Annotated in this window: 13 protein-coding genes; 9 read left to right on the plus strand and 4 right to left on the minus strand. The window is 60.7% G+C overall.

The annotated features are described in order from the left end of the window. The first annotated feature begins 6 nt into the window (after positions 1 to 6). From P5205_11045 to P5205_11060, 4 genes are all read left to right on the plus strand, one after another. Positions 7 to 2,406 carry a hypothetical protein gene (locus P5205_11045; GenBank protein HSA10893.1) on the plus strand — a complete coding sequence of 800 codons (2,400 nt, stop codon included), beginning with the start codon at positions 7 to 9 and terminating at the stop codon, positions 2,404 to 2,406. A gap of 113 nt (positions 2,407 to 2,519) precedes the next feature. Further along, positions 2,520 to 4,268, plus strand: a complete 1,749-nt coding sequence (locus P5205_11050) for a sodium/solute symporter (GenBank protein HSA10894.1) — start codon at positions 2,520 to 2,522, stop codon at positions 4,266 to 4,268. Positions 4,269 to 4,327: 59 nt separating this feature from the next. Further along, on the plus strand, positions 4,328 to 4,699 hold the full coding sequence (locus P5205_11055) for an L-rhamnose mutarotase (GenBank protein HSA10895.1): 372 nt from the start codon (positions 4,328 to 4,330) through the stop codon (positions 4,697 to 4,699). 57 nt (positions 4,700 to 4,756) lie between these two features. After that, entirely contained in the window at positions 4,757 to 6,145 is a 1,389-nt protein-coding gene (locus tag P5205_11060; GenBank protein HSA10896.1) for an alpha-L-fucosidase, read from the plus strand. 319 nt (positions 6,146 to 6,464) lie between these two features. On the opposite strand, the gene P5205_11065 is transcribed toward P5205_11060, so the two are convergent. Together P5205_11065 and P5205_11070 are read right to left on the minus strand one after the other, a co-directional pair. Next, entirely contained in the window at positions 6,465 to 7,601 is a 1,137-nt protein-coding gene (locus P5205_11065; GenBank protein HSA10897.1) for a hypothetical protein, read from the minus strand. Between the two features lie 2 nt (positions 7,602 to 7,603). Further along, complete coding sequence (locus P5205_11070; protein HSA10898.1) at positions 7,604 to 9,502, minus strand: HSP90 family protein; 1,899 nt, start codon at positions 9,500 to 9,502, stop codon at positions 7,604 to 7,606. Between the two features lie 885 nt (positions 9,503 to 10,387). Between P5205_11070 and P5205_11075 the strand changes: the two genes are divergently transcribed. From P5205_11075 to P5205_11085, 3 genes are all read left to right on the plus strand, one after another. Further along, positions 10,388 to 11,170 carry a sigma factor gene (locus P5205_11075; GenBank protein HSA10899.1) on the plus strand — a complete coding sequence of 261 codons (783 nt, stop codon included), beginning with the start codon at positions 10,388 to 10,390 and terminating at the stop codon, positions 11,168 to 11,170. 500 nt (positions 11,171 to 11,670) lie between these two features. Then, entirely contained in the window at positions 11,671 to 12,354 is a 684-nt protein-coding gene (locus P5205_11080; protein HSA10900.1) for a response regulator, read from the plus strand. A 177-nt stretch (positions 12,355 to 12,531) separates the two neighbouring features. Continuing rightward, entirely contained in the window at positions 12,532 to 13,908 is a 1,377-nt protein-coding gene (locus P5205_11085; protein ID HSA10901.1) for a hypothetical protein, read from the plus strand. A 259-nt stretch (positions 13,909 to 14,167) separates the two neighbouring features. On the opposite strand, the gene P5205_11090 is transcribed toward P5205_11085, so the two are convergent. Together P5205_11090 and P5205_11095 are read right to left on the minus strand one after the other, a co-directional pair. Beyond that, positions 14,168 to 14,692, minus strand: a complete 525-nt coding sequence (locus P5205_11090; protein ID HSA10902.1) for a YbjN domain-containing protein — start codon at positions 14,690 to 14,692, stop codon at positions 14,168 to 14,170. Positions 14,693 to 14,719: 27 nt separating this feature from the next. Further along, positions 14,720 to 14,998 carry a hypothetical protein gene (locus tag P5205_11095; GenBank protein HSA10903.1) on the minus strand — a complete coding sequence of 93 codons (279 nt, stop codon included), beginning with the start codon at positions 14,996 to 14,998 and terminating at the stop codon, positions 14,720 to 14,722. Positions 14,999 to 15,282: 284 nt separating this feature from the next. Here P5205_11095 and P5205_11100 point away from each other — a divergent pair, with 284 nt between their 5' ends. After that, positions 15,283 to 17,115, plus strand: coding sequence for a Na+:solute symporter (locus P5205_11100; GenBank protein ID HSA10904.1), 1,833 nt, complete (start codon positions 15,283 to 15,285; stop codon positions 17,113 to 17,115). Beyond that, positions 17,112 to 18,734, plus strand: a complete 1,623-nt coding sequence (locus P5205_11105; protein HSA10905.1) for a beta-N-acetylhexosaminidase — start codon at positions 17,112 to 17,114, stop codon at positions 18,732 to 18,734. Before P5205_11100 ends, P5205_11105 begins: the two co-directional genes overlap by 4 nt. The last annotated feature ends 7 nt before the right edge of the window (positions 18,735 to 18,741 follow it).

Consider the following 18,741-nt stretch of genomic DNA (forward strand, 5'->3'; position numbering starts at 1 on the left):
TCCACTATGACCTCAAGCCGTAACCAATCTAACGGCACTCTGAATCGCAGGATGTTCCTCAAGTCCGCCTCCCTCGCTGTCGGTGGCTGCGGATTGGCGAGCTGCGGCTTGACAGCGGGCTGGGCGAAGGGTGCGACAATCGAGGAAAAGGCCGTCCAAACGGCCGCCGCGCTTCCCCGCGGCAACGCGCCCCAGCCGGTGCCCGCGCCGCACTTTCCCGACCGCCTGCATGCGTTCGTGTGGCGCAACTGGCAACTGGTGCCCGCCAGACGCATGGGTGAGGTTGTCAGCGCCAGCGCCGGCGACATCGTCCGCCTGGGCCGGAGCATGGGCTTGAAAGGCCCGCCGCGCATTACCCTTGACCAGCAGCGCCGCTCCGCGTTGACAGTGATCCGCCGCAACTGGCATCTGCTCCCATACGAGCAACTCTTGCAGCTCCTCGGCTGGACGGCCGAACAGATGGCCTTCACGCTGCGCGAGGACGACTTCCTCTACGTCAAGCTGGGCAACCTCAAACCCCAGTGCGAGCGATTGCTGTACCGTCCCCCCGATCCCGGCGCCCGCGCCCGCGCCGCAGAGATTGCCGCAGTGCTGCGCGCCCAGTTCCCCGAAGGAGTGGGACAACCCGAGCAACCCTTGTTCGAGTTCGTGAAACAACTGTCTCGGCCGCCCAAAGCGGGCGAAGGCCCACGCGCGGGCCATAGCGCCTTCTCCCCGCGCTACTGCTACTCCTATTTTGCGCTCTACGGCGATCCCTTGCTCGACCCCGCGCTGGACCCTTACCCGGACGGTTACCTCGCCCGCCTGGCAGCCTCGGGTGTGGATGGAATCTGGCTGCAGGCGGTCCTGACCCAGCTCGCCCCGTTTCCGTGGGATGCTCGCCAAAGCCAGCATTTCGAGACGCGGCTGAAGAATCTGCGCCTGCTGATCGAGCGAGCGCGGCGGCACGGCCTGGGGGTCTATCTCTACCTCAACGAGCCGCGCGCCCGCACGTTGAGCTTCTTCGCCGCGCGGCCCGGCTTGAAGGGGGTGACGGAAGGAGAATTTGCCAGCTTGTGCACCAGTGTGCCGGAAGTTCGCGATTACCTGGCCGCAGCGGTGGCCACTATTTGCCGCGCTGCGCCCGGGTTGGAGGGGTTCTTCACTATCACTGGCTCGGAGAACCTGAGCAATTGCTGGTCGCACGGCAATGGCAAGGCGTGCCCGCGTTGCGGCCAGCGCAAGCCGGCTGAGGTAATCTCAGAAGTCAACGCCACCTTCTATGAAGGCATCCGCCGGGCCGGCCATGGGCAGAAGCTCATCGCCTGGGATTGGGGCTGGGGCGACGAATGGGCGGACCAGGTCATCGCGCTGCTTCCGCGCGAGGTCAACTTCCTGAGCGTGAGCGAATGGGGGATGCCGATTAAACGTGGCGGCGTCGAAACCGGCATTGGGGAGTATTCCATCTCGACTGTTGGGCCTGGCGACCGCGCCCGGCGCCGCTGGGACCAGGCGCGCGCCCGGGGCTTGCGCGCCCTCGCCAAAGTGCAGTGTGGCAATACGTGGGAGCTTTCTGCCGTCCCCTACATCCCGGCGGTGGCCAATGTCGCCCGCCACGCGGCGAATCTGCGCAGCGTTGGCGTCAATGGACTCATGCTGGGCTGGACGTTGGGCGGGTATCCATCCCCCAATCTGGAGGTAGTCGCCGAAATGGGCGCCGCGCCGGTGGAAGGCGAGACAGCAGACCCGGCGAGTGCGATGGCGCGCGTGGCGGAGCGGCGTTTCGGAAAGCAATTGGCCCCCGCGATGGTCCATGCCTGGCAGGAGTACAGCGACGCTTTCAGCGAGTTCCCATTCCACGGCAGCCTGGTCTATAGCGCGCCCATGCAGGTCGGCCCGGCAAATCTGCTATGGGGCGAACCCACCGGCTATCGTGCCTCAATGGTGGGCTTTCCTTATGATGATCTGGATGCCTGGCGCGCGGTCTACCCGGCGGAGGTCTTCGTCGGGCAGTTTGAGAAAGTGGCCGGCGGCTTCGAGCGCGCGCACCGCCGCCTGGCCGACGCGGTCCAAAGCTGCCGCAGCCAGTTAAGTGCGCAGCAGCACGCAACCGCGCAGCAGGAATTGAGCGTGGGCGAAGCCGCTGCAATTCACTTCCGCAGCACCGCCAACCAGGCCCGGTTCGTTTTAGCCCGCCGACGCCTGAAAGAAGCGAAGTCCCCGGCCGACGCGCATTCTGTCCGCACCGAACTCGAGGGCCTGCTGCAGGCCGAGATGGCGCTGGCCCGCCGTCTTCACACGATCCAGACCCGCGATTCACGGATCGGCTTCGAGGCCTCCAATCAATACTACTACGTCCCTGTGGACCTGGCGGAGAAGGTCATCAACTGCCAGGACCTGCTTGCGCGCTGGCTGCCGCCGAGTTAAGGCCCTTTCGCCCCAGCGGGCCGTGTCGTGGCCGTCTCAGCGAGAAGGCCCTGCCACGCGCGAGTTGACTCCAGCCGGTTCTGCTGGCGATTATTTGGCGCCCGATTGAGCGTATGCGCGACTCCGTGACCAATTTGGATTGGGCCATCATCCTCAGCTATTTGGTGGGGGTCGTTGGTGTGGGCGTGGCAGCGGGGTTCTTGCGCCGGCGGGGCGGCGAGGGCAGCCATTACTTTCTGGCGGGCAACACGCTCACTTGGCCCATCATCGGGCTGGCCATGTTCGCGGCCAACATCTCCACCGTCCACCTCGTGAGCCTGGCTGAGGCGGCCTACAAGTACGGCCTGGTCTTCGGCAACTTCGAATGGATGGCGGGCTTTACGCTGATCCTGCTCTCCCTGTTCTTTGCTCCGCTCTACCTGCGTTCGCGTGTGCCGACGCTGCCGGATTACCTAGAGCGCCGGTTCAACCGCCGCTGCCGCGACTACCTGGCCTTCGTCTCGCTCTTCTCGGCGATCGTGATTCATATCGGCGTGGCGCTCTACACTGCGGCGTGGGTGTTGCGCGGGATTCTGAACCTCGGCCCGCAGGCCACTATTCTCGGCCTGGATGCGCTGATGTTCTTTATTGTTGCGCTCGGCGTGCTGACCGGCCTTTACACGATGCTCGGCGGCTTGCTGGCCGTGGTGTGGACCGAGAGCATTCAGACACTGTTGCTGCTGGTCGGTGCGGTCTGCATCACAGTGGTGGGTTTTGTAAAGATCGGCGGGTGGCCCGCGCTCGCGCAAACGCTCGCGGCCCACCCCCACCCGCTGGCTGGCGCGGAAGGCTTTCCTGCGACCACCGCCAACTTCCTCAACATGGCCCGCGGCGCCGACGATCCCAGCGGGCTGCCGTGGTACTCAATCCTGCTCGGCTACCCGGTTCTGGGCATTTGGTATTGGTGCTGCGACCAGACTATTGTCCAGCGCGTGCTGGCGGCGCGCGACGAGAAGCAGGCCCGGCTCGGCCCGCTGTTCTGCGCGTTCATCAAGATCCTGCCCGTGTTCTTCTTTGTGCTGCCCGGCGTAATCTGCGTCGCGCTGGTCCAGCAGGGCCTGTTCAACGGCGCGGCCCCAGCCAGGGCCGCTGATACCTACACCTTCATGCTCGTCCACCTGCTGCCTGTGGGTTTGAAGGGGCTGGTTGCCGCGGCCATGCTGGCGGCGGCCATGCAAACCTGCTCCGCTGCGCTGAACTCTTCGGCCACGCTCTTCGCCTACGACATCGTCCGGCGCTGGCGGCCCGCGACCAACGACCACCAGCTGGTCGTTATTGGCAAGGTCACCACAGTCGTGGCTACGGTCCTGGCAATCGTTATGTCGCCGCTGTTCGGCCATTACGACACCATCTTTGCCGGCATCAACAAGCTCATCTCCTATGTCGCCCCGCCGATCACGGCGGTGTTCCTGTTCGGCGTGTTCTGGAGGAAGGCTTCGGGCCGGGCGGCGTTCCTTACGCTGGTGGCCGGGGCGATGATGGGCGCGGCCATCTTCCCGCTGGACTTCTGGAAGCCCGAAATAGCGGCTTGGCTTGGGCGGAACAGCCCAGCGCTGGCAAGCGCTTACGACGGCTTCTGTCGCTGCGTGATCAACGACTTCATGTTGACCGCGTTCTACCTGTTTATGGGGTGCTGCGCCATTATGTGGTGCGCCTCAAAACTCCTGCCCGAACCGCTCAAGCCCGAGGCGCAGGGACTGGTGTGGGGGGACTGGCGCGAGCCGTTGCGCGGCGAAACTCGCGGCCGCGGCTTGGGCAATTACCGCATCCTCGCCGCCTGCGTGCTTGCGGCCTTCACCGTGCTCTACCTAATCTTCCGCTGATGCCGCCCTTTAACTCCCTGCCCAATCGGAGACACCTCTCCGCTCTCCTCCTCGCGGCCTTGGTGGCTGGTTGTGCCACTGCGCCACGAGCGCCGCAACGCTACGCCTGGGTCACCGGCCTCAAGCCCGAGAAGGCCGCCTACTACCGCGAGCTGCACGCCCACCCCTGGCCCGGCGTGATGAAGCAGCTCAAGGCCTGCCACATCCAGAACTACTCCATCTTCGAGAAGGAGATCGACGGCAATCTCTACCTCTTCTCCTACCTCGAATACACCGGCAAGGACTTCGCCGCCGACATGAAGCAGATGGCCGCCGACCCCGAGACCCGCCGGTGGTGGAAGGAAACCGATCCCTGCCAACACCCGTTGCCGGACGCCGCCGCCCAAGGGAAAATCTGGTCCGACGCCAGGCAAGTATTCTACCTGCCATGAAACCCTGTTCATGGCGCCCCGTAGCGGCGTCTCGGCAGAGCGCCGCTGGCTTAAACTATGAACATCAGCGGCGCTCTGCCGAGACGCCGCTACGCGAGCCTTGAAATGAACCTGCGAATAAGACTTCTGTTGCTGGCGGCCGCGCTGTCGCGCAGCCTTAGCCTCTACGGCGCGGACCCCAAGTATCCCGTTCTTCCCCCCGACTCCGAACGACTCCAATGGTGGCGCGACGCGCGCTTCGGCTTGTTCATCCACTGGGGGCCGGTCAGCCTCAAAGGCACCGAGATCGGCTGGTCCCGCGGCGGCGAGCGGCACGGCTACAAGGGCCACGGCACCCAAATCCCCGTGGAGGTCTACGACAACCTCTACAAGCAATTCAACCCGAGCCGGTTCAATGCGGACGAATGGGTTGCCACCGCAATGGCCGCGGGAATGAGGTATCTTGTCTTCACCAGCCGCCACCACGACGGCTTCAGCATGTTCGACACCCAGGCCGACGACTACAAGATCACCTCGCCCGACAGCCCATTCCGACGGGACGTGGTCCGGGAACTGGCTGGCGCTTGCCACCGTGCCGGCTTGCGTTTTGGTCTTTACTACTCCCAACCCAACTGGCGTCACCCGGACGCCTTCACTGACCGCCACACCAACTACCTGGCCTACCTCAAGACGCAGGTCCGCGAGCTTCTCACCAACTACGGCACGCTGGACATCTTCTGGTTCGATGGCCTCGGCAAAACCGCCCAGGACTACGACGCCGAGGCCGTCAACACCATGATCCGCGAGTTGCAGCCGCGCATCATCATCAACAACCGCAATGGTCTGCCGGAAGACCACGACACGCCGGAGCAGCGCATCGGCACCTTCCAGCACCACCGCCCCTGGGAAAGCTGCATCACCATCTGCAAGCAGTGGGCCTGGAAGCCGGATGACCAAATGAAGTCACTGGCCGAGTGCCTCGAGACGCTCATCCGCTGCGCTGGTGGCGATGGCAACTTGCTCTTCAACGTCGGCCCGATGCCGGACGGCCGGATCGAGCCGCGCCAGGTCAAGCGGCTCGAGGAAATGGGGACCTGGCTCCGCAAGCACGGCGAATCCATCTACGGCACCCGCGGCGGCCCTTGGAAGCCTGGCAAATCCATTGCCAGCACCCGCAAAGGCAACACTATCTACCTGCATCTTTTGGGATACCGCGGAAAGACCGTCACCCTAACGAACATACCCCGAACGATCATGCACAGTTCGGCGCTCACTGGCGGAACTGCGCGAGTCAGCCAATCAGGCCGCCAAATCTCCATCAGCATTGATACCTTGCCTGCCCACCCGCCAGCCAAGGGCGCCGAACTGCTCCTGCGCCGCGCCACGGACCAATCCGCCCCGCCCCCGATTGACTCCATCCTCAAGCTCGAACTGGACGGCTCGGCGATGGACCTTGAGCCGCTCTGAGTCCCCGCCCAGCCGGCCGCGGGGGAAAAACAGTCGCAACCCGGCTACATAACAATGGCAACCCCTGGCGGAACGCAATTGAGTTAACGCCAGGGGCCAAGATAGCGATGAAGCTCCAGCTACGAGGTTACTGAGTTTGTTTCACTATCCTCAGACCTTTAGGGATATACGGCTGTGAATGGGAATTCTTGCTCACTCCGTCCGTAGCGCGCCTGGGAAGTGATTGCGACGGAACAGAGTTGAAGGCCGTTCGTCCTAAGACTGTGCATCATGCAAATCATGGCCAACTTACATATTGCAGAAGTGCCAGTTGAAACCGTCATGGCGCCTGACCTGCCAAGGTGTGCAACTGGGCTCCCATCGCTTGGTCCAGGCGATCGCGATTCGCCGCACGGAAGTGGCGCCGGAAGTAATCGTTGCCGTTGCGAAGGTCAAACCTGGTAGCCAAATCCAGGTATTCCCTGGAGAGCCACTCCCAGAGGCTGCAGGCATAGGGATTCTCGATCCCTGCGGTGGCCAAAAACCCGGGAGGCAGATGAATCTCCGTGCGAGGATGATGCACGCGGAGTTGCCCAAACAGTTCGAGCGAATCTGAATAGAATCCTCGACGGTCGGCAGGATCGGGCGTCTGGAGGGCCAAAGGGAAATGGCGTTCAAATACCGCGCGAGCCTTGTCGAGATCATTGCAGAGCACGAGGTACCTGAGGTGGTCTCCAGCAGCACCGATGTAGCGCAAACGATCCGCGATGTTGGGATAGGTGCGCAAATGGTGCCGTCGAGCCTGTTCAGTGCGTCCCGCCCGCACGAGGGGACACAGCAGGCTGGCAATGAGCCCGTAAGGCGGCCAGGCACGGGACAGCCGCCCTTCGAGCAGCGGGCTGGCAAGCTCAATTGCCTCCGATTCTCTTTTCCAACAAAGCAGAGAAATGACCTGAGCGCCTTGCTCGCAGGCGGGGCAATCACTCATCCGATCTCGCGGTTGTTTCAGCCACTCTTCATGCCAGCGCTCCGCGCACTCCAGGTCACATAACGTCAGGGCGACGTCCCGGCGGCAGTAAAATTCTGTGCGTCGGCTATAACCGGCACGCTGCAAACGCAAACCCAGATCATCCAGCGTTTCAAGGATTTGCGCGCGCGAAATCTCGGGAAAGCTGGACAGCGACCTTGCGCTCCATTTGTAATCCCAGAGTAATTCAAAGAGATCCTGCTCGAATAGCTCCGGGCGTAGATCGAACTGTGCCAGCCGCCAGGCGAAGCCGACCAGCGCGATCTCAGTGTGGCCGCAGCAAACCGCGACGCGGTGCAACTGCTTCCGGGCCGCGTAGGCACTTCTCAGGTCATTGGAGGCATCGGCCCGGCGCACCGCTTCCTGCCAGCGCGCGAGTTGGTCGGGCCCGGGATCATACGCCTCTTGAAGGGACGCAACCAACTCTTCGAGCCATCTGTCGTCTGACACGTTCATGTCCCCTCCTTTCGGCAACCCGCAGCAAATTCAGCCAGGCCGGTTAGCGCTTGATTCAGCAGCCGCATCTCCGCTGCGTTCAAGGGATACTGGCCCAGCAACAACGCCTGCACGTAAAGCACCTCGACGACGCGGCGGGCTACCGCGTCGGAGCCGGTGCGCAAGAGCCGTTGGATCAGCGGGTTCTCATAGTTCAGGCAGAGCTCGGCAAAGGTCGGGTCCGATTCTTGAAAAACGCTCACCAGAATTCCGGACCAGACCTCCGAACTGGCCTCCCGCGCCTGCTCGGCGCTGCGCTGCAGCCGCCGCGCTTCCGAGGCGGTGTAAAGCACTGGCAATTCCGCCGGCAGAAACCGCCGAAGCGACGGACGGCAATTCACAGGATGGAGGGTGCTAGCGGCAGTTTCAATAAGACGGGCCGCGCGCTCCTGCGCGGCAGGCTCAACGTCTCTGAAGGAGGCGGTCAACTCCTGGATGGTGACCCTTCTTACCGGCTGTCCCGGAAACAACGCGGCGTAGCGTTCCAGTAGTTTCGCCGCCAGGTAGTGTCGGGCATTAATGATGCAGAGCGACTGCGCCGCAGCCACCTGCGCGATTTGCCGGAACTCTTCTTCGCCGGTGACGTAGTTGATTTCCTGGAAGTGCTTTTGCAGTTCACCCAGGCTCATAATGCCAAGCGACGTTTCAAATGGCAGGTGTCTCCCCACAACTTCGCAGAATTCGTCGTCCTCAGCGGCCAAGCTCATAATCGCTTGCGAGTGGATCGCGATGATCTGCAACAGGCGCTCCGGGTTCTTGACAGACAGGTTCAACAGGTAATCGCGGATCGCCGCCCCTAATCTCTCCCGGGCAGCGAGGAGGGCGTCGTCTTCGTAAATGGCCTCCCGGGAAGCGGTCGGGCGCAGTTGCGTGCTGTTGATAACGCACCGCACGAACACCGCCCATGGCGGCATCAAGTTATCCGCGCCTTCCGTCAGCAGCATCCCTTTGACGAATACATGGTTGGACCTCCGCGCGGATATATTCTGCGCATGAGGCAAAAAGAACACCGCTCCTTCGAGGCCATCGCTCCGCATCTCCAGGGGGATGAAATCCAGAAAATCCACCCCGCAGAGCCGCTTGCCGTAGTTCAGAAAAGCCGCTCGGCGATCTGATTCTGTGGCGTAGCGCTGCTTCCACGGCGGTAACGCTGCGTTGACCTGGCATCTGCGATCACCGGTCACCAACACGATCGGGACCGGCAGCAGGGAGCCATAACGAGCCGCCATGTCCCGGACGAAGGGCGGTTTCAAGAAATCAGCCCGGTCTGCCCGGCTGCGCAGGAACACCCTCGTTCCGGGCGCGTGCTCGGTCTCCAACACCCGAACCGTGTAGCTCCCATCCGACTTGCCTTTCCATTCAATGGCCGGACCGCCCCGCGCAGAGCGAGTGATCAAGACGATTTCGTCCGTGACCATGAAGCAGGACAACAGCCCAATGCCGAACTGGCCGATATAGTTGGCGCGCTGCTCCTGGAAATCGCTGCGCTTGGAACTGCTCCCGATCGTGGCCAGGAACGCGTGGATTTCCTCCTGGGTCAGTCCCATGCCGTTGTCCTCGATCAAGAGCGTGGACGGGACCCCCTCCCGACCCGGGACCACTTCGATCAAGATCTCCCCTTTGTGGGAGGGATCGAGAGCCGACCGGGCGGCAGTGGCATCCACCGCGTTTTGGAGCAATTCTCTAATGTAGACCTGGGGGCCGCTGTAGAGATGGTTTGAGAGCAAGTCAATGATTGCCTGGAGGTTGACCTGGAACCGGAAGTCCTGGTTGGCTCTGGATACAGGCTGCTGGGAGTTCTTCACGAGACTAAGAGCCGCTTGGGACTCGGTCTCCGCCGTTCTAGTTTCATTCATACCAGAAGGGATTACGGCACCCGCCTGAGTTTCTTGCTAACAAAGCCGACGAAAGCACCGGCGATAGCCGCCGACACCTTCGTCCCAAGACTACTGCCGTACCGGCGTGAACCAGGCTCCGAATGCGGGGCGCACCTCTGCTGCCAGGGGATTCCCCACAGTATGGTCGCTAGACGGTCCTTGGACGGCCAACTGAATAGTGACGATTACTTCGCCCCAGCCGAAAAGGACAATGCGTCTTGTTACCCCTTGAAAAGACGCGAGTTAGCATCACGCCCCTGCTCCTGCGCCAAGTCCATCCCGACCTCCTGTCACAGAATAATGACATTTCCACCTACTCGAGGGGCAATGACCGTCTGCAGAGCCGAAGGATAGGTGGCGATCCTACGCCGCCGCCCCTCTCCCAACCATCTCAAAAGTCCAGTATTCGGCGCGTTTGGGCGGTGTTGCCCCGGCTAGACCACGGAGTGACCCCGGTGTGTATCCCATGGGGAGCGCTCCCCATGGGATACACACCGGGGTATAGCAAGCGTCTCATAGGAGTCTGGCTGGGTTATCGTGCGAGCAACCCCCTTGGCTTACCCATGAATTCGGATGCCGCAGGCACCCGAGTGGGGGGCAAGACCGCCACTGCTCTGGCGGACCCCCATCGCCGGAAGTAACTCAAAACAATGAGGATGGACCATCTGGTGACCTGGACCTCTTTCGTCCTTGGCTCACTTAACCCGTTCGTTGCCGTGGTTTGGTAGGAGGGGTTGGCGAGGCTGCGATGTCAGGGAAAAAGCCTCCAGTCGTTGGCCAGAAGTTGTCCAAAGATACTTGACCAGAGGCCAGAATTCCACCGTGATGCAAAAACTTGGCATGGTTTGTGCCCACACGGGGCCTATGAATCGAACCACTAGTCCTATTGGCGATGAAGAGTGGCGCAGGCTACTCTCCCGGATCTACAAAAACTTGCGCCGTCGTCTTGGGTCCGACGACGCCGCGGAGGAAGTACTGGGCATAGCCAAGTGCTTGATTATGCAACACCTGAACCAATTCGACCCGGCCAAGGCGCCGATCGCGGCGTTTGCTTTTTTCTGGGCCGACATCGCGGTAAAAAGATACCTTGAGGACATCACAAAGGACCTCCCCACGCTACCGCTGCCACATACTCAGGATTCAGACTCTGACACCGATGGAGGCCCATCACGTGTGCCTCCGGCGTTACAAACACCACCGCTGCTGCGCGATCAGGAATACTCGAAATCACTCTTGTTCCGAATATGTTCTCTGCCCCTCCCACCCGACATGATTCTGGTCTTCCTGATGGTCGAAGTGTTGGGGTGGCGCCAAAGGGAGCTGGTCGCCAACAGCCAGTGGTCCGTGGCCGCTTTATTCATGGAAGCGGAGGTCGAACTGGCGGGGATCTTGGGCTTGGAAGTTACTCGAGGCGGCCTACAACCGTTGCGTGAGGTCATCGAAGCGCGGAAGACTTTCGCTGAGCTGAAAATGGCTCGAAAAACTCGGGCGAGCTATGCCAGCCTGCTGGGGACGGTCCCTGAAAACTGTACGCTGGAGCAAATCTTTCACGCCAAAGGATGGTGCACCGCGCGTGCCAAGTCCCAAGGGCTTACCAACATCATCGGCACCGTGCGAAAGCGTCTTCAGGCAGGTTTTAGGAAATAACTGCGAACTACGCCGCACGTTTCCTCCGTGCCGCGGCCCTTACAGACTTCGTCCACAGGGAAAACCGAACGAGCCGCGCTTGGACAGCGCATCGCTTGCAGCCGGCCACATGTTCTTCCAGGCGAGCCGCCGCCTTCGGAGTTAGCTTCTCTTCAAAGTAGTCCGCAAGTTGTCGGGCCGTGAGATGTTTCATCGTTAGATAGAGTAGGCATGTCCAGGTATTTTAACTACCTATATTTCAGCAAAAGCGCGATTTGCTTGTTCAAAATCCCCAGCGGCCCCCTACGAACATCGTGTTCATCTCCTTCCGCCGCGTTCTTGTCCATATCGAGTTTGCGTACGTCAATTGGACTGGGTGTCTCGTTTCTGGCCAGGTTTGAGGCATCTGAGAGGCCCGGTCCACGACAAACTATTCGAAATCTGTCAGGATTGCTTACGTCAGGAAGTATTTAGGGACAAAATTTCGACAACTTGGCACACGCACTGCTTGTAACGGTGGTATGAATCCAAACCTAAAAGTGAATGCCGAGCAGACCCCCGCCGAAAAACGTCTGGTCTTACTGGTGGAGGAGGATCAAGACGAGCGGGAGTACATGCGAGCTTCTCTCACGAAGGGATCGCTGTCTTGTGTTGCTGTAGGCTCGGCCTCGGAGGCGTTGGAAGTACTGGAACGGAAAGAAGTCGCGCTGCTGGTGCTTGAATGGGGCCCGGACAAGGGCGGGGCTGAGGTGCTGAGTTTTGCCCGCAAAAACTGGCCCAAAATGCCGGTCGTAGCAACTAGCCGCCCGCGGCTCGAGGTCCGCACCGATGCAGTGCTCCACAAAGCCGATGCATTCCTGCACAAGCCCCTTAGCGGAGAAGTCTTGAGAACGCAGGTGATGCAATTGCTTGAGCGCGTACCGGCTGATTCCGCAGTGCTGCTCCCGGAACGGCCGGAGGACACGCTTCCACTGGGCGAGATTAAGCGCCGCTACATCTGCCATGTTTTCAAATTGTTCGACGAGAACATATCCCTGGCGGCGAGGGCTTTGGGAATCCACCGCCACACCGTTGCAGCGGCGTTGGGGCAAGGAACCTCCGCCGGGACGATGCCCGCCGAAAGATCGGTAGCAGCAGCTCCGAACGAGTCGCTTGACTTACATCGGGAAGATGAACGGATACCCGAGCGACTCGGCATGTGGTGAGGACGGCTCGACGGCTCAATGATTCCCACGTCTGGTTCCTTGGGGGCCCGGCATTTGTCGAGGGGCGCAACGGGCTTCCCGATTTGGCCCGACCGCGAATCGGGTCTTTCCGGTGTCGTATCACGTCCTGCTTTGTGGTAAACACGGGCAGATGAAATCCTTTGGGGAGCTGGCGGCATGAACCCTTTCGCGATCGTTGATAGGGACGAGGGGCGGAGGATTGCCTTAAAGGTATTGCTGGAGCCCGAGCACCAGGTGCGCGAGTACCAGAGCCTGCAGCAGGTCGGCCAGCAGGCATCCGGTGGCGAGTTTGGAGCCTTGTTCCTGGCCTGGAAACCCGGGGGACCCGAGCGCCTGGAAACGACCAAAAAGGTGGAATGGACAACCAAGTTTGTCGTACCGGTGTCTCTGCTGCCGTGGGTCATCACAGATGCAGATCTGAAGGCTGAGTGGAAGAAGGCAGAGGAATGGAGCATCGATGCCTTTCCCGATGCAACGTTCAGGTTTGTCCATCCCCTGACGGTGAGGGCAATCCTGAGAGTGTTGTCGGAAATCGTTGGCTCCAGTCAAGAAATCCTGCGCCTTGGGCAACGTGCGGCCCGAGATGCGGTCGAAGATCAAGAAGTTTTGCTGACCGGAGAAGCCGCGAGCGGAACGCAACAGCTCGACTGTGAAAAATCCAGCCAGCGGCCCCGGCTGCCCAATCTGGTCGAAGGGCAACGAATACTCGGCCCACGGGTGCGGGTTCTGAGGAAGCTCGCCGAAGGGGCATTCTCGGCAGTGTTTTTGGCAATTGGTCCTATGGGGCACAGGCTTGTGTACAAGCTGGTCAAGTCGGATAAGGCAGGACAACTCGAGGCACTGAAAAAGACCAGCGAGCTCATCTGGTGCACCGCAAAAGGGACGGCATACCTTTTGAACGCGACGGCCGGTTACTGCGAAGATACCAGATTCTATTATATCGCGACGCCTCTCTTGGACGGCATCAATGCGGACTATCCACTGCTGAACTGCTACAGACCTAAAACGCTGGCCTGGTGGTTGAGGTCGTTACGGCGCCCTAACGGAGTGCTCAGCAAAGAAGACGCGCTTGTGCTCTTTAGCCATTTAATTTCGATACTGGAAGCGCTGAGTTTCCTGCACCGGCTAGGCTTGGTCTACAACGACGTGCATCCCGGTAACATAGGCTTTTACGAGGACAAGGTGATGCTGATCGACCATACGGCCATTACCTTTCCGGATGTGAAACCTACCCCGGCGCCGGAGTCCTACCCCTACGCCCCACCCAAAGGGCAGGGATGGGTCGCCTCCCCTGCGTTCGATTCGTATTGCGTCGTCAAGATACTAGTAGAAGGTATCACCCAAAAGCAGCCAGAGGAAATACGCCCGGAGTCGATATCCGACATCGCCAGCGAGTACTTCAAAGGTCTGTTTCATGCAGTAGACCGGATTGCCCGAAAAGGACTGCAAACGGATCCGACCAAACGCTATCAATCGGCTGAGGAACTCATGGATGACTTAGAGCATGCTCGACAACTGCTGGCTGAGCACTAGGATTGATCCCGATCTGTGCCCCTGCCTTACACAGTTGAGGGTGGCACCTGAGAAAACGCTTCGATCTCCCTCGTCTTGGCTGTGGAAACCGGGACGTGCCTTCGCGCTGAATCGGCCCTGGCGACCTTGGCCGGCGGAAGCAGGTGGTGATATGCCAACTGGCCACCGCAGCCCCACAAGTTGCCTCCTGCGCCGCCCGCTTGCTTCCCCGGTTCCTCCTCCCCTGGTGTCTGAGTCACTCTCTCCGAAAGGCTCCTCGTCAATTCAGGCTGAACCTTCCAGGCATCTGCAGCTCCGGCCCAGGCACAGGCTCTCCACCCCTTGCCAGCCAGTCGTGGGCCTCGGAAGCCGCCTCGGCGGGCGAGACGTCAGTATAAATGACTTTCATGAAAGCCGGCAGGTAGGCATCGGCCATGATGAGGCAGAGCTCCAGCAGGTGCCGGATCAGATCGTCACTTAATTCCCCTTTGGCGTAGTGGGAGGCAGCTTGGAATCGAAGGTCGCCGTCGCTGTGGTCGAACTCGAACTTGCCGGTCTTTATCCCGAATGAGGCCCGGAGGCAGAGCTCGGCTGCGGCTGCGCTCCTGTGCCCCGGCACCTCGGGAAAGGGCGCGATGACTTGGATCAAGTCGTCGGATTCGTCCACGACGATGATGCAGCGGATAGCCCCGTTTTTCCCGCCGAAACCCGTCCGCAGCACAGGGCGGTCTTGCTCTAACTGGAACTTCCAGCCGTTCTGCTGAAAGTGCTCGATTACCTTCTGGAGGCCACTGGGTGTATTCATTGCGTTTCCTTTCCTTCTTCCGGCGGGTTAGTTCCGTTGCAGGTTCAGGTGAACGGCTTTGGCTCCGGCCAACAGCGCGGCGCCCGCGATTGCCTGCCTCACGAACGGATGGTTCTCGCCGCAGTGAACGTCGTTGTGAATCATCTCTGCACTGACCGGTCTTGACGCCAACATGGCCTCCGTAAAGGCCAGATATTCGGGCGGGCAATCGCGGTGAGTGGAGAGCGGGAAAATCACAATATTGCCGCATTGCGGGCTTTCCCTCACCTCGATCTGTGCTAGGTATTGGTTGAGTAGTGTCTTCATTCCGTAGGGTAATACGCTCAGTCATGGTGTTTCTTGCCGACGGACTTCGGCAGGCGACGCAAGTTTGTGGCCCATGAGCAATCGGGCCTCCTCCGGCCGCTCCGGCGGTGGCGGCTCACATGGTCGAGATGCTGCCACTGTTTCTCGACCTCGGAATTCGGCACTCGGTCACCCACAACCTCTTACGCCATCCGCAAGTGGCTTCCGCATCAGCCTTGTTTTCATTAGCAAAGGCCGTTAGCGTCTTGGGCCACTGACGCGCACGCCGCAAACACAACTCTGATATGCGATTACAGTTGATTGACTGGCTCATCGTCCTTGCGACCCTGGTGATCTGCTTCGTGCCGGCGCTGTTTTTCGGAAAGCGGGCGGGCAGGAACACCACCGAGTTCTTTGTCTCGGGCCGGGCGGTGCCGTGGTGGCTGGCCGGACTGTCCATGGTCGCCACCACCTTCAGCAGCGACACGCCCAACCTGGTGACTGACATCGTCCGGCAAAAGGGCGTCGCGGGCAACTGGGTTTGGTGGGCGTTCGTGCTCACTGGCGTCGCCACGGTCTTCTTCTATGCCCGGATGTGGCGGCGCTCAGAGGTGATGACCGACCTGGAATTCTACGAGATTCGTTACTCGGGCAAGGCGGCGAGTGTTGTGCGCGGCTTCCGTTCAATGTACCTCGGGCTATTCTTCAACTGCGTCATCCTGGCATCGGTGAACCTGGCGGCGTGCAAGATCGCCAACGTCCTGTTTGGCCTGCCGCGGTGGCAGACGCTGCTGCTATGCGGCACGCTTAACGTGGTGTTCGCCGCCCATTCGGGGCTGTGGGGCGTGCTGGTCATTGATATGATCCAGTTCTTCATCAAGATGACCGCGGTGATCGCCGCGGCCTACTTTGCCGTCCAGCATATCGGGGGGCTGCACGTGATGGTCGAGAAGCTCTCCGCGCCGATGCTCGCCCCGGACGGCCAGAGCATGTTGCACTACTTGAACGTCCTGCCCGACTTTAAGAACAACTGGGACATGGCCATCGCGATCTTCGTGATGCCCATTGCGGTCCAATGGTGGGCGACGTGGTACCCGGGAGCCGAGCCGGGCGGCGGCAGTTACATTGCCCAACGCATGCTGGCCTCGAAGTCGGAGAAGGATTCGCTGGGCGCGGTTCTCTTCTTCAACGTGGCGCATTACGTCCTGCGCCCCTGGCCGTGGATTCTGGTGGCTTTGTGCTCGCTGCTGGTGTACCCGGAGCTGTCGGATATCAAGAATGCCTTCCCGAACCTCGACCCGAAGCTGCTGGGGCACGACATCGCTTATCCGGCCATGCTGAAGTTCCTGCCGGTTGGTTTCATCGGCCTGATGGTCGGGGGGCTCATCGCCGCCAACTCTTCGACCGTCCTGACGCACTTGAACTGGGGATCGTCCTACCTGGTGCATGATTTCTATCAGCGCTTCGTTAACAAGGGTGCCTCGGAGAAGCATTACGTGTTCGTCGGCCGGCTGACTACCGTAGGGCTATTCGTTTGCGCCAGCGGCATGGTCTATCTGCTGGACTCGGCCAAGTCCGCCTTCGATATCATCCTGCAGGTCGGCGCCGGCACCGGCCTGCTCTATCTGCTGCGCTGGTTTTGGTGGCGCATCACCGCCTGGTGCGAGGTGGTGGCCATGATCAGCTCCTTCGGCGTTTCACTGATCCTGTTGATCCTCAAGACTCAAAGCGGCGTGGAGTTCAGCACGCACTACGCGCTGTTGATAACCATCGCGGTCACCACGGTTTGCTGGATGCTGACGGCCTTCTTCGGCCCGCAGACCGATCGCCGGACGCTGGTCGAGTTCTATAAGAAAGTCCGCCCCTTCGGCCCCGGCTGGAAGCAAATCCGGCAGGAAGCGGGCATTTCGGAGCAGGAAGCCGCCGCCACGCACGAGAACATTCCGCTGGCGCTGTTGGGCTGGTCGGCGGGTTGCACGGTCATCTGGTCGTCGCTGTTCACAGTCGGCAACTTCCTCTACGGTCGCATGGGATTAGCGCTGCTGCTGCTGGTCGTGTTTGTCCTCAGCGGTCTGGTCCTGCTTTACGTGATTAACCAGCTCTGGGCCAGCAAGAATCCTTCAAACGCCGGCAAATGAAACATCTGATTGCTCCGATCCTCTGCTCGCTCCTGGTGGCGCCCCTGCTTGCCGCAGAATCCCCCCGCGTCATACCGCTGCCCTGGAAAGTGGAGTCGCAGGAAGGAGTGTTCAGACTCCAGCCGAGGACGAAGATCCTGGTGGACCGCGCCTCGCTAGATGCGGGCCGGCACTTTGCCGAGCGAGTCCGCAAGGGAACTGGCTACCGACTCAACGTCATCTCCCGCACGGAACCGCGTGCGATTGAAGGAACAATCGTCCTGACCACGAAGGACACCAGGTCGGCGTTGGGGCCGGAAGGTTACGAAATGACCGTTGCTCCAGACTCGATCATAATTCGGGCCCCTGGCCAGGCGGGGATTTTCTACGGTGTCCAGACCTTGCTGCAGCTGCTGCCACCCGAGGTCTTTGCTCCCGAACCGATCCCTGGCCAGGTCTGGACCATCCCCTGCGGCCAAATTGAGGACCAGCCACGTTTCAAGTGGCGCGGGCTGTTGTTCGATGTGGCGCGGCATTTCTTCACCAAGGCCGAGGTCAAGCAACTGCTGGATGAGCTGGCATTGCACAAGATCAACATGCTCCAGATACACCTGACCGACGACCAGGGTTGGCGCATTCAAATCAAGAAGTATCCCCGCCTCACGCGGGTAGGCGCGTGGCGGGATGAGGCGGGCTTCGGCCTGGACCCGGGACTTAGCACCGCTTACGGCAGAGACGGACGGTATGGCGGCTATTACACCAAGGCAGACCTGCGCGAGATTATTGCCTATGCTGCCGCACGGCACATCACCATTGTTCCGGAGCTTGAAATGCCGGGGCACGCAAGCGCGGCGCTATCGGCGCATCCGGAATTGAGCTGCAGCGGCGGACCCTATACGCCAAACACCAAAGGCGGGGTTTTCGCTGGCGTCTACTGTGCCGGCAAGGAGGAGACCTTTGAGTTTCTGCAGAATGTAATAGCTGAAGTCTGCGAGGTCTTCCCCGGCAGGTTTATCCACATCGGCGGGGATGAGGTGCCTAAGGATAATTGGAGGAAATGCGGCCGGTGCCAGGCCCGCATTCAAAAGGAAGGCCTGAAGAATGAGCAGGAACTGCAGAGCTATTTCATCCGCCGCGTCGAGCAGTTCATCAATGCCCGGGGACGCACGCTGATCGGCTGGAGTGAGATCCGCGAAGGCGGGCTGGCCCAGAACGCCGTGGTGATGGATTGGATTGGGGGCGCCGTCGAAGCCGCTAGCGCGGGACACGACGTTGTCATGTCGCCGACCGGATACTGCTACCTGGACTACTTTCAGTCCACCAATAGCGCCATCGAACCAAGGCCCGTCGGCAATTACCTGCCGCTGAGTAGAGTTTACTCCTTTGAACCCATTCCGGAAAAGCTCAACCCGCAGCACCAGGCGCGCATTCTCGGCGCGCAGGGCAACCTGTGGACCGAGTATGTTCCCAACTTCAAGCACGCTCAGTACAAAATCTTCCCGCGATTGTGCGCGCTGGCTGAGGTCACCTGGTCGCCGATGGCAGCACGCAATTGGGAGGGTTTTGCCAACCGTTTGCAGCCCCAATTGCAGCGGCTCGAGTATCTCGGCGTCAATTACTGCAAGGGAGCGCCCGAGTAGATCGGAG

The sequence above is a fragment of the Candidatus Paceibacterota bacterium genome (assembly GCA_035452965.1).
Lineage (GTDB): Bacteria > Verrucomicrobiota > Verrucomicrobiia > Limisphaerales > UBA8199 > UBA8199.

What these genes read in the sequence shown, in the direction of transcription:
- P5205_11045 (HSA10893.1), top strand. Translation starts at nt 7, where the DNA reads ATGACCTCAAGCCGTAACCAATCTAACGGCACTCTGAATCGCAGGATG.
- P5205_11050 (HSA10894.1), top strand. Translation starts at nt 2,520, where the DNA reads ATGCGCGACTCCGTGACCAATTTGGATTGGGCCATCATCCTCAGCTAT.
- P5205_11060 (HSA10896.1), top strand. Translation starts at nt 4,757, where the DNA reads ATGAACATCAGCGGCGCTCTGCCGAGACGCCGCTACGCGAGCCTTGAA.
- P5205_11070 (HSA10898.1), bottom strand. Translation starts at nt 9,502, where the DNA reads ATGAATGAAACTAGAACGGCGGAGACCGAGTCCCAAGCGGCTCTTAGT.
- P5205_11075 (HSA10899.1), top strand. Translation starts at nt 10,388, where the DNA reads ATGAATCGAACCACTAGTCCTATTGGCGATGAAGAGTGGCGCAGGCTA.
- P5205_11080 (HSA10900.1), top strand. Translation starts at nt 11,671, where the DNA reads ATGAATCCAAACCTAAAAGTGAATGCCGAGCAGACCCCCGCCGAAAAA.
- P5205_11085 (HSA10901.1), top strand. Translation starts at nt 12,532, where the DNA reads ATGAACCCTTTCGCGATCGTTGATAGGGACGAGGGGCGGAGGATTGCC.
- P5205_11090 (HSA10902.1), bottom strand. Translation starts at nt 14,692, where the DNA reads ATGAATACACCCAGTGGCCTCCAGAAGGTAATCGAGCACTTTCAGCAG.
- P5205_11095 (HSA10903.1), bottom strand. Translation starts at nt 14,998, where the DNA reads ATGAAGACACTACTCAACCAATACCTAGCACAGATCGAGGTGAGGGAA.
- P5205_11100 (HSA10904.1), top strand. Translation starts at nt 15,283, where the DNA reads ATGCGATTACAGTTGATTGACTGGCTCATCGTCCTTGCGACCCTGGTG.
- P5205_11105 (HSA10905.1), top strand. Translation starts at nt 17,112, where the DNA reads ATGAAACATCTGATTGCTCCGATCCTCTGCTCGCTCCTGGTGGCGCCC.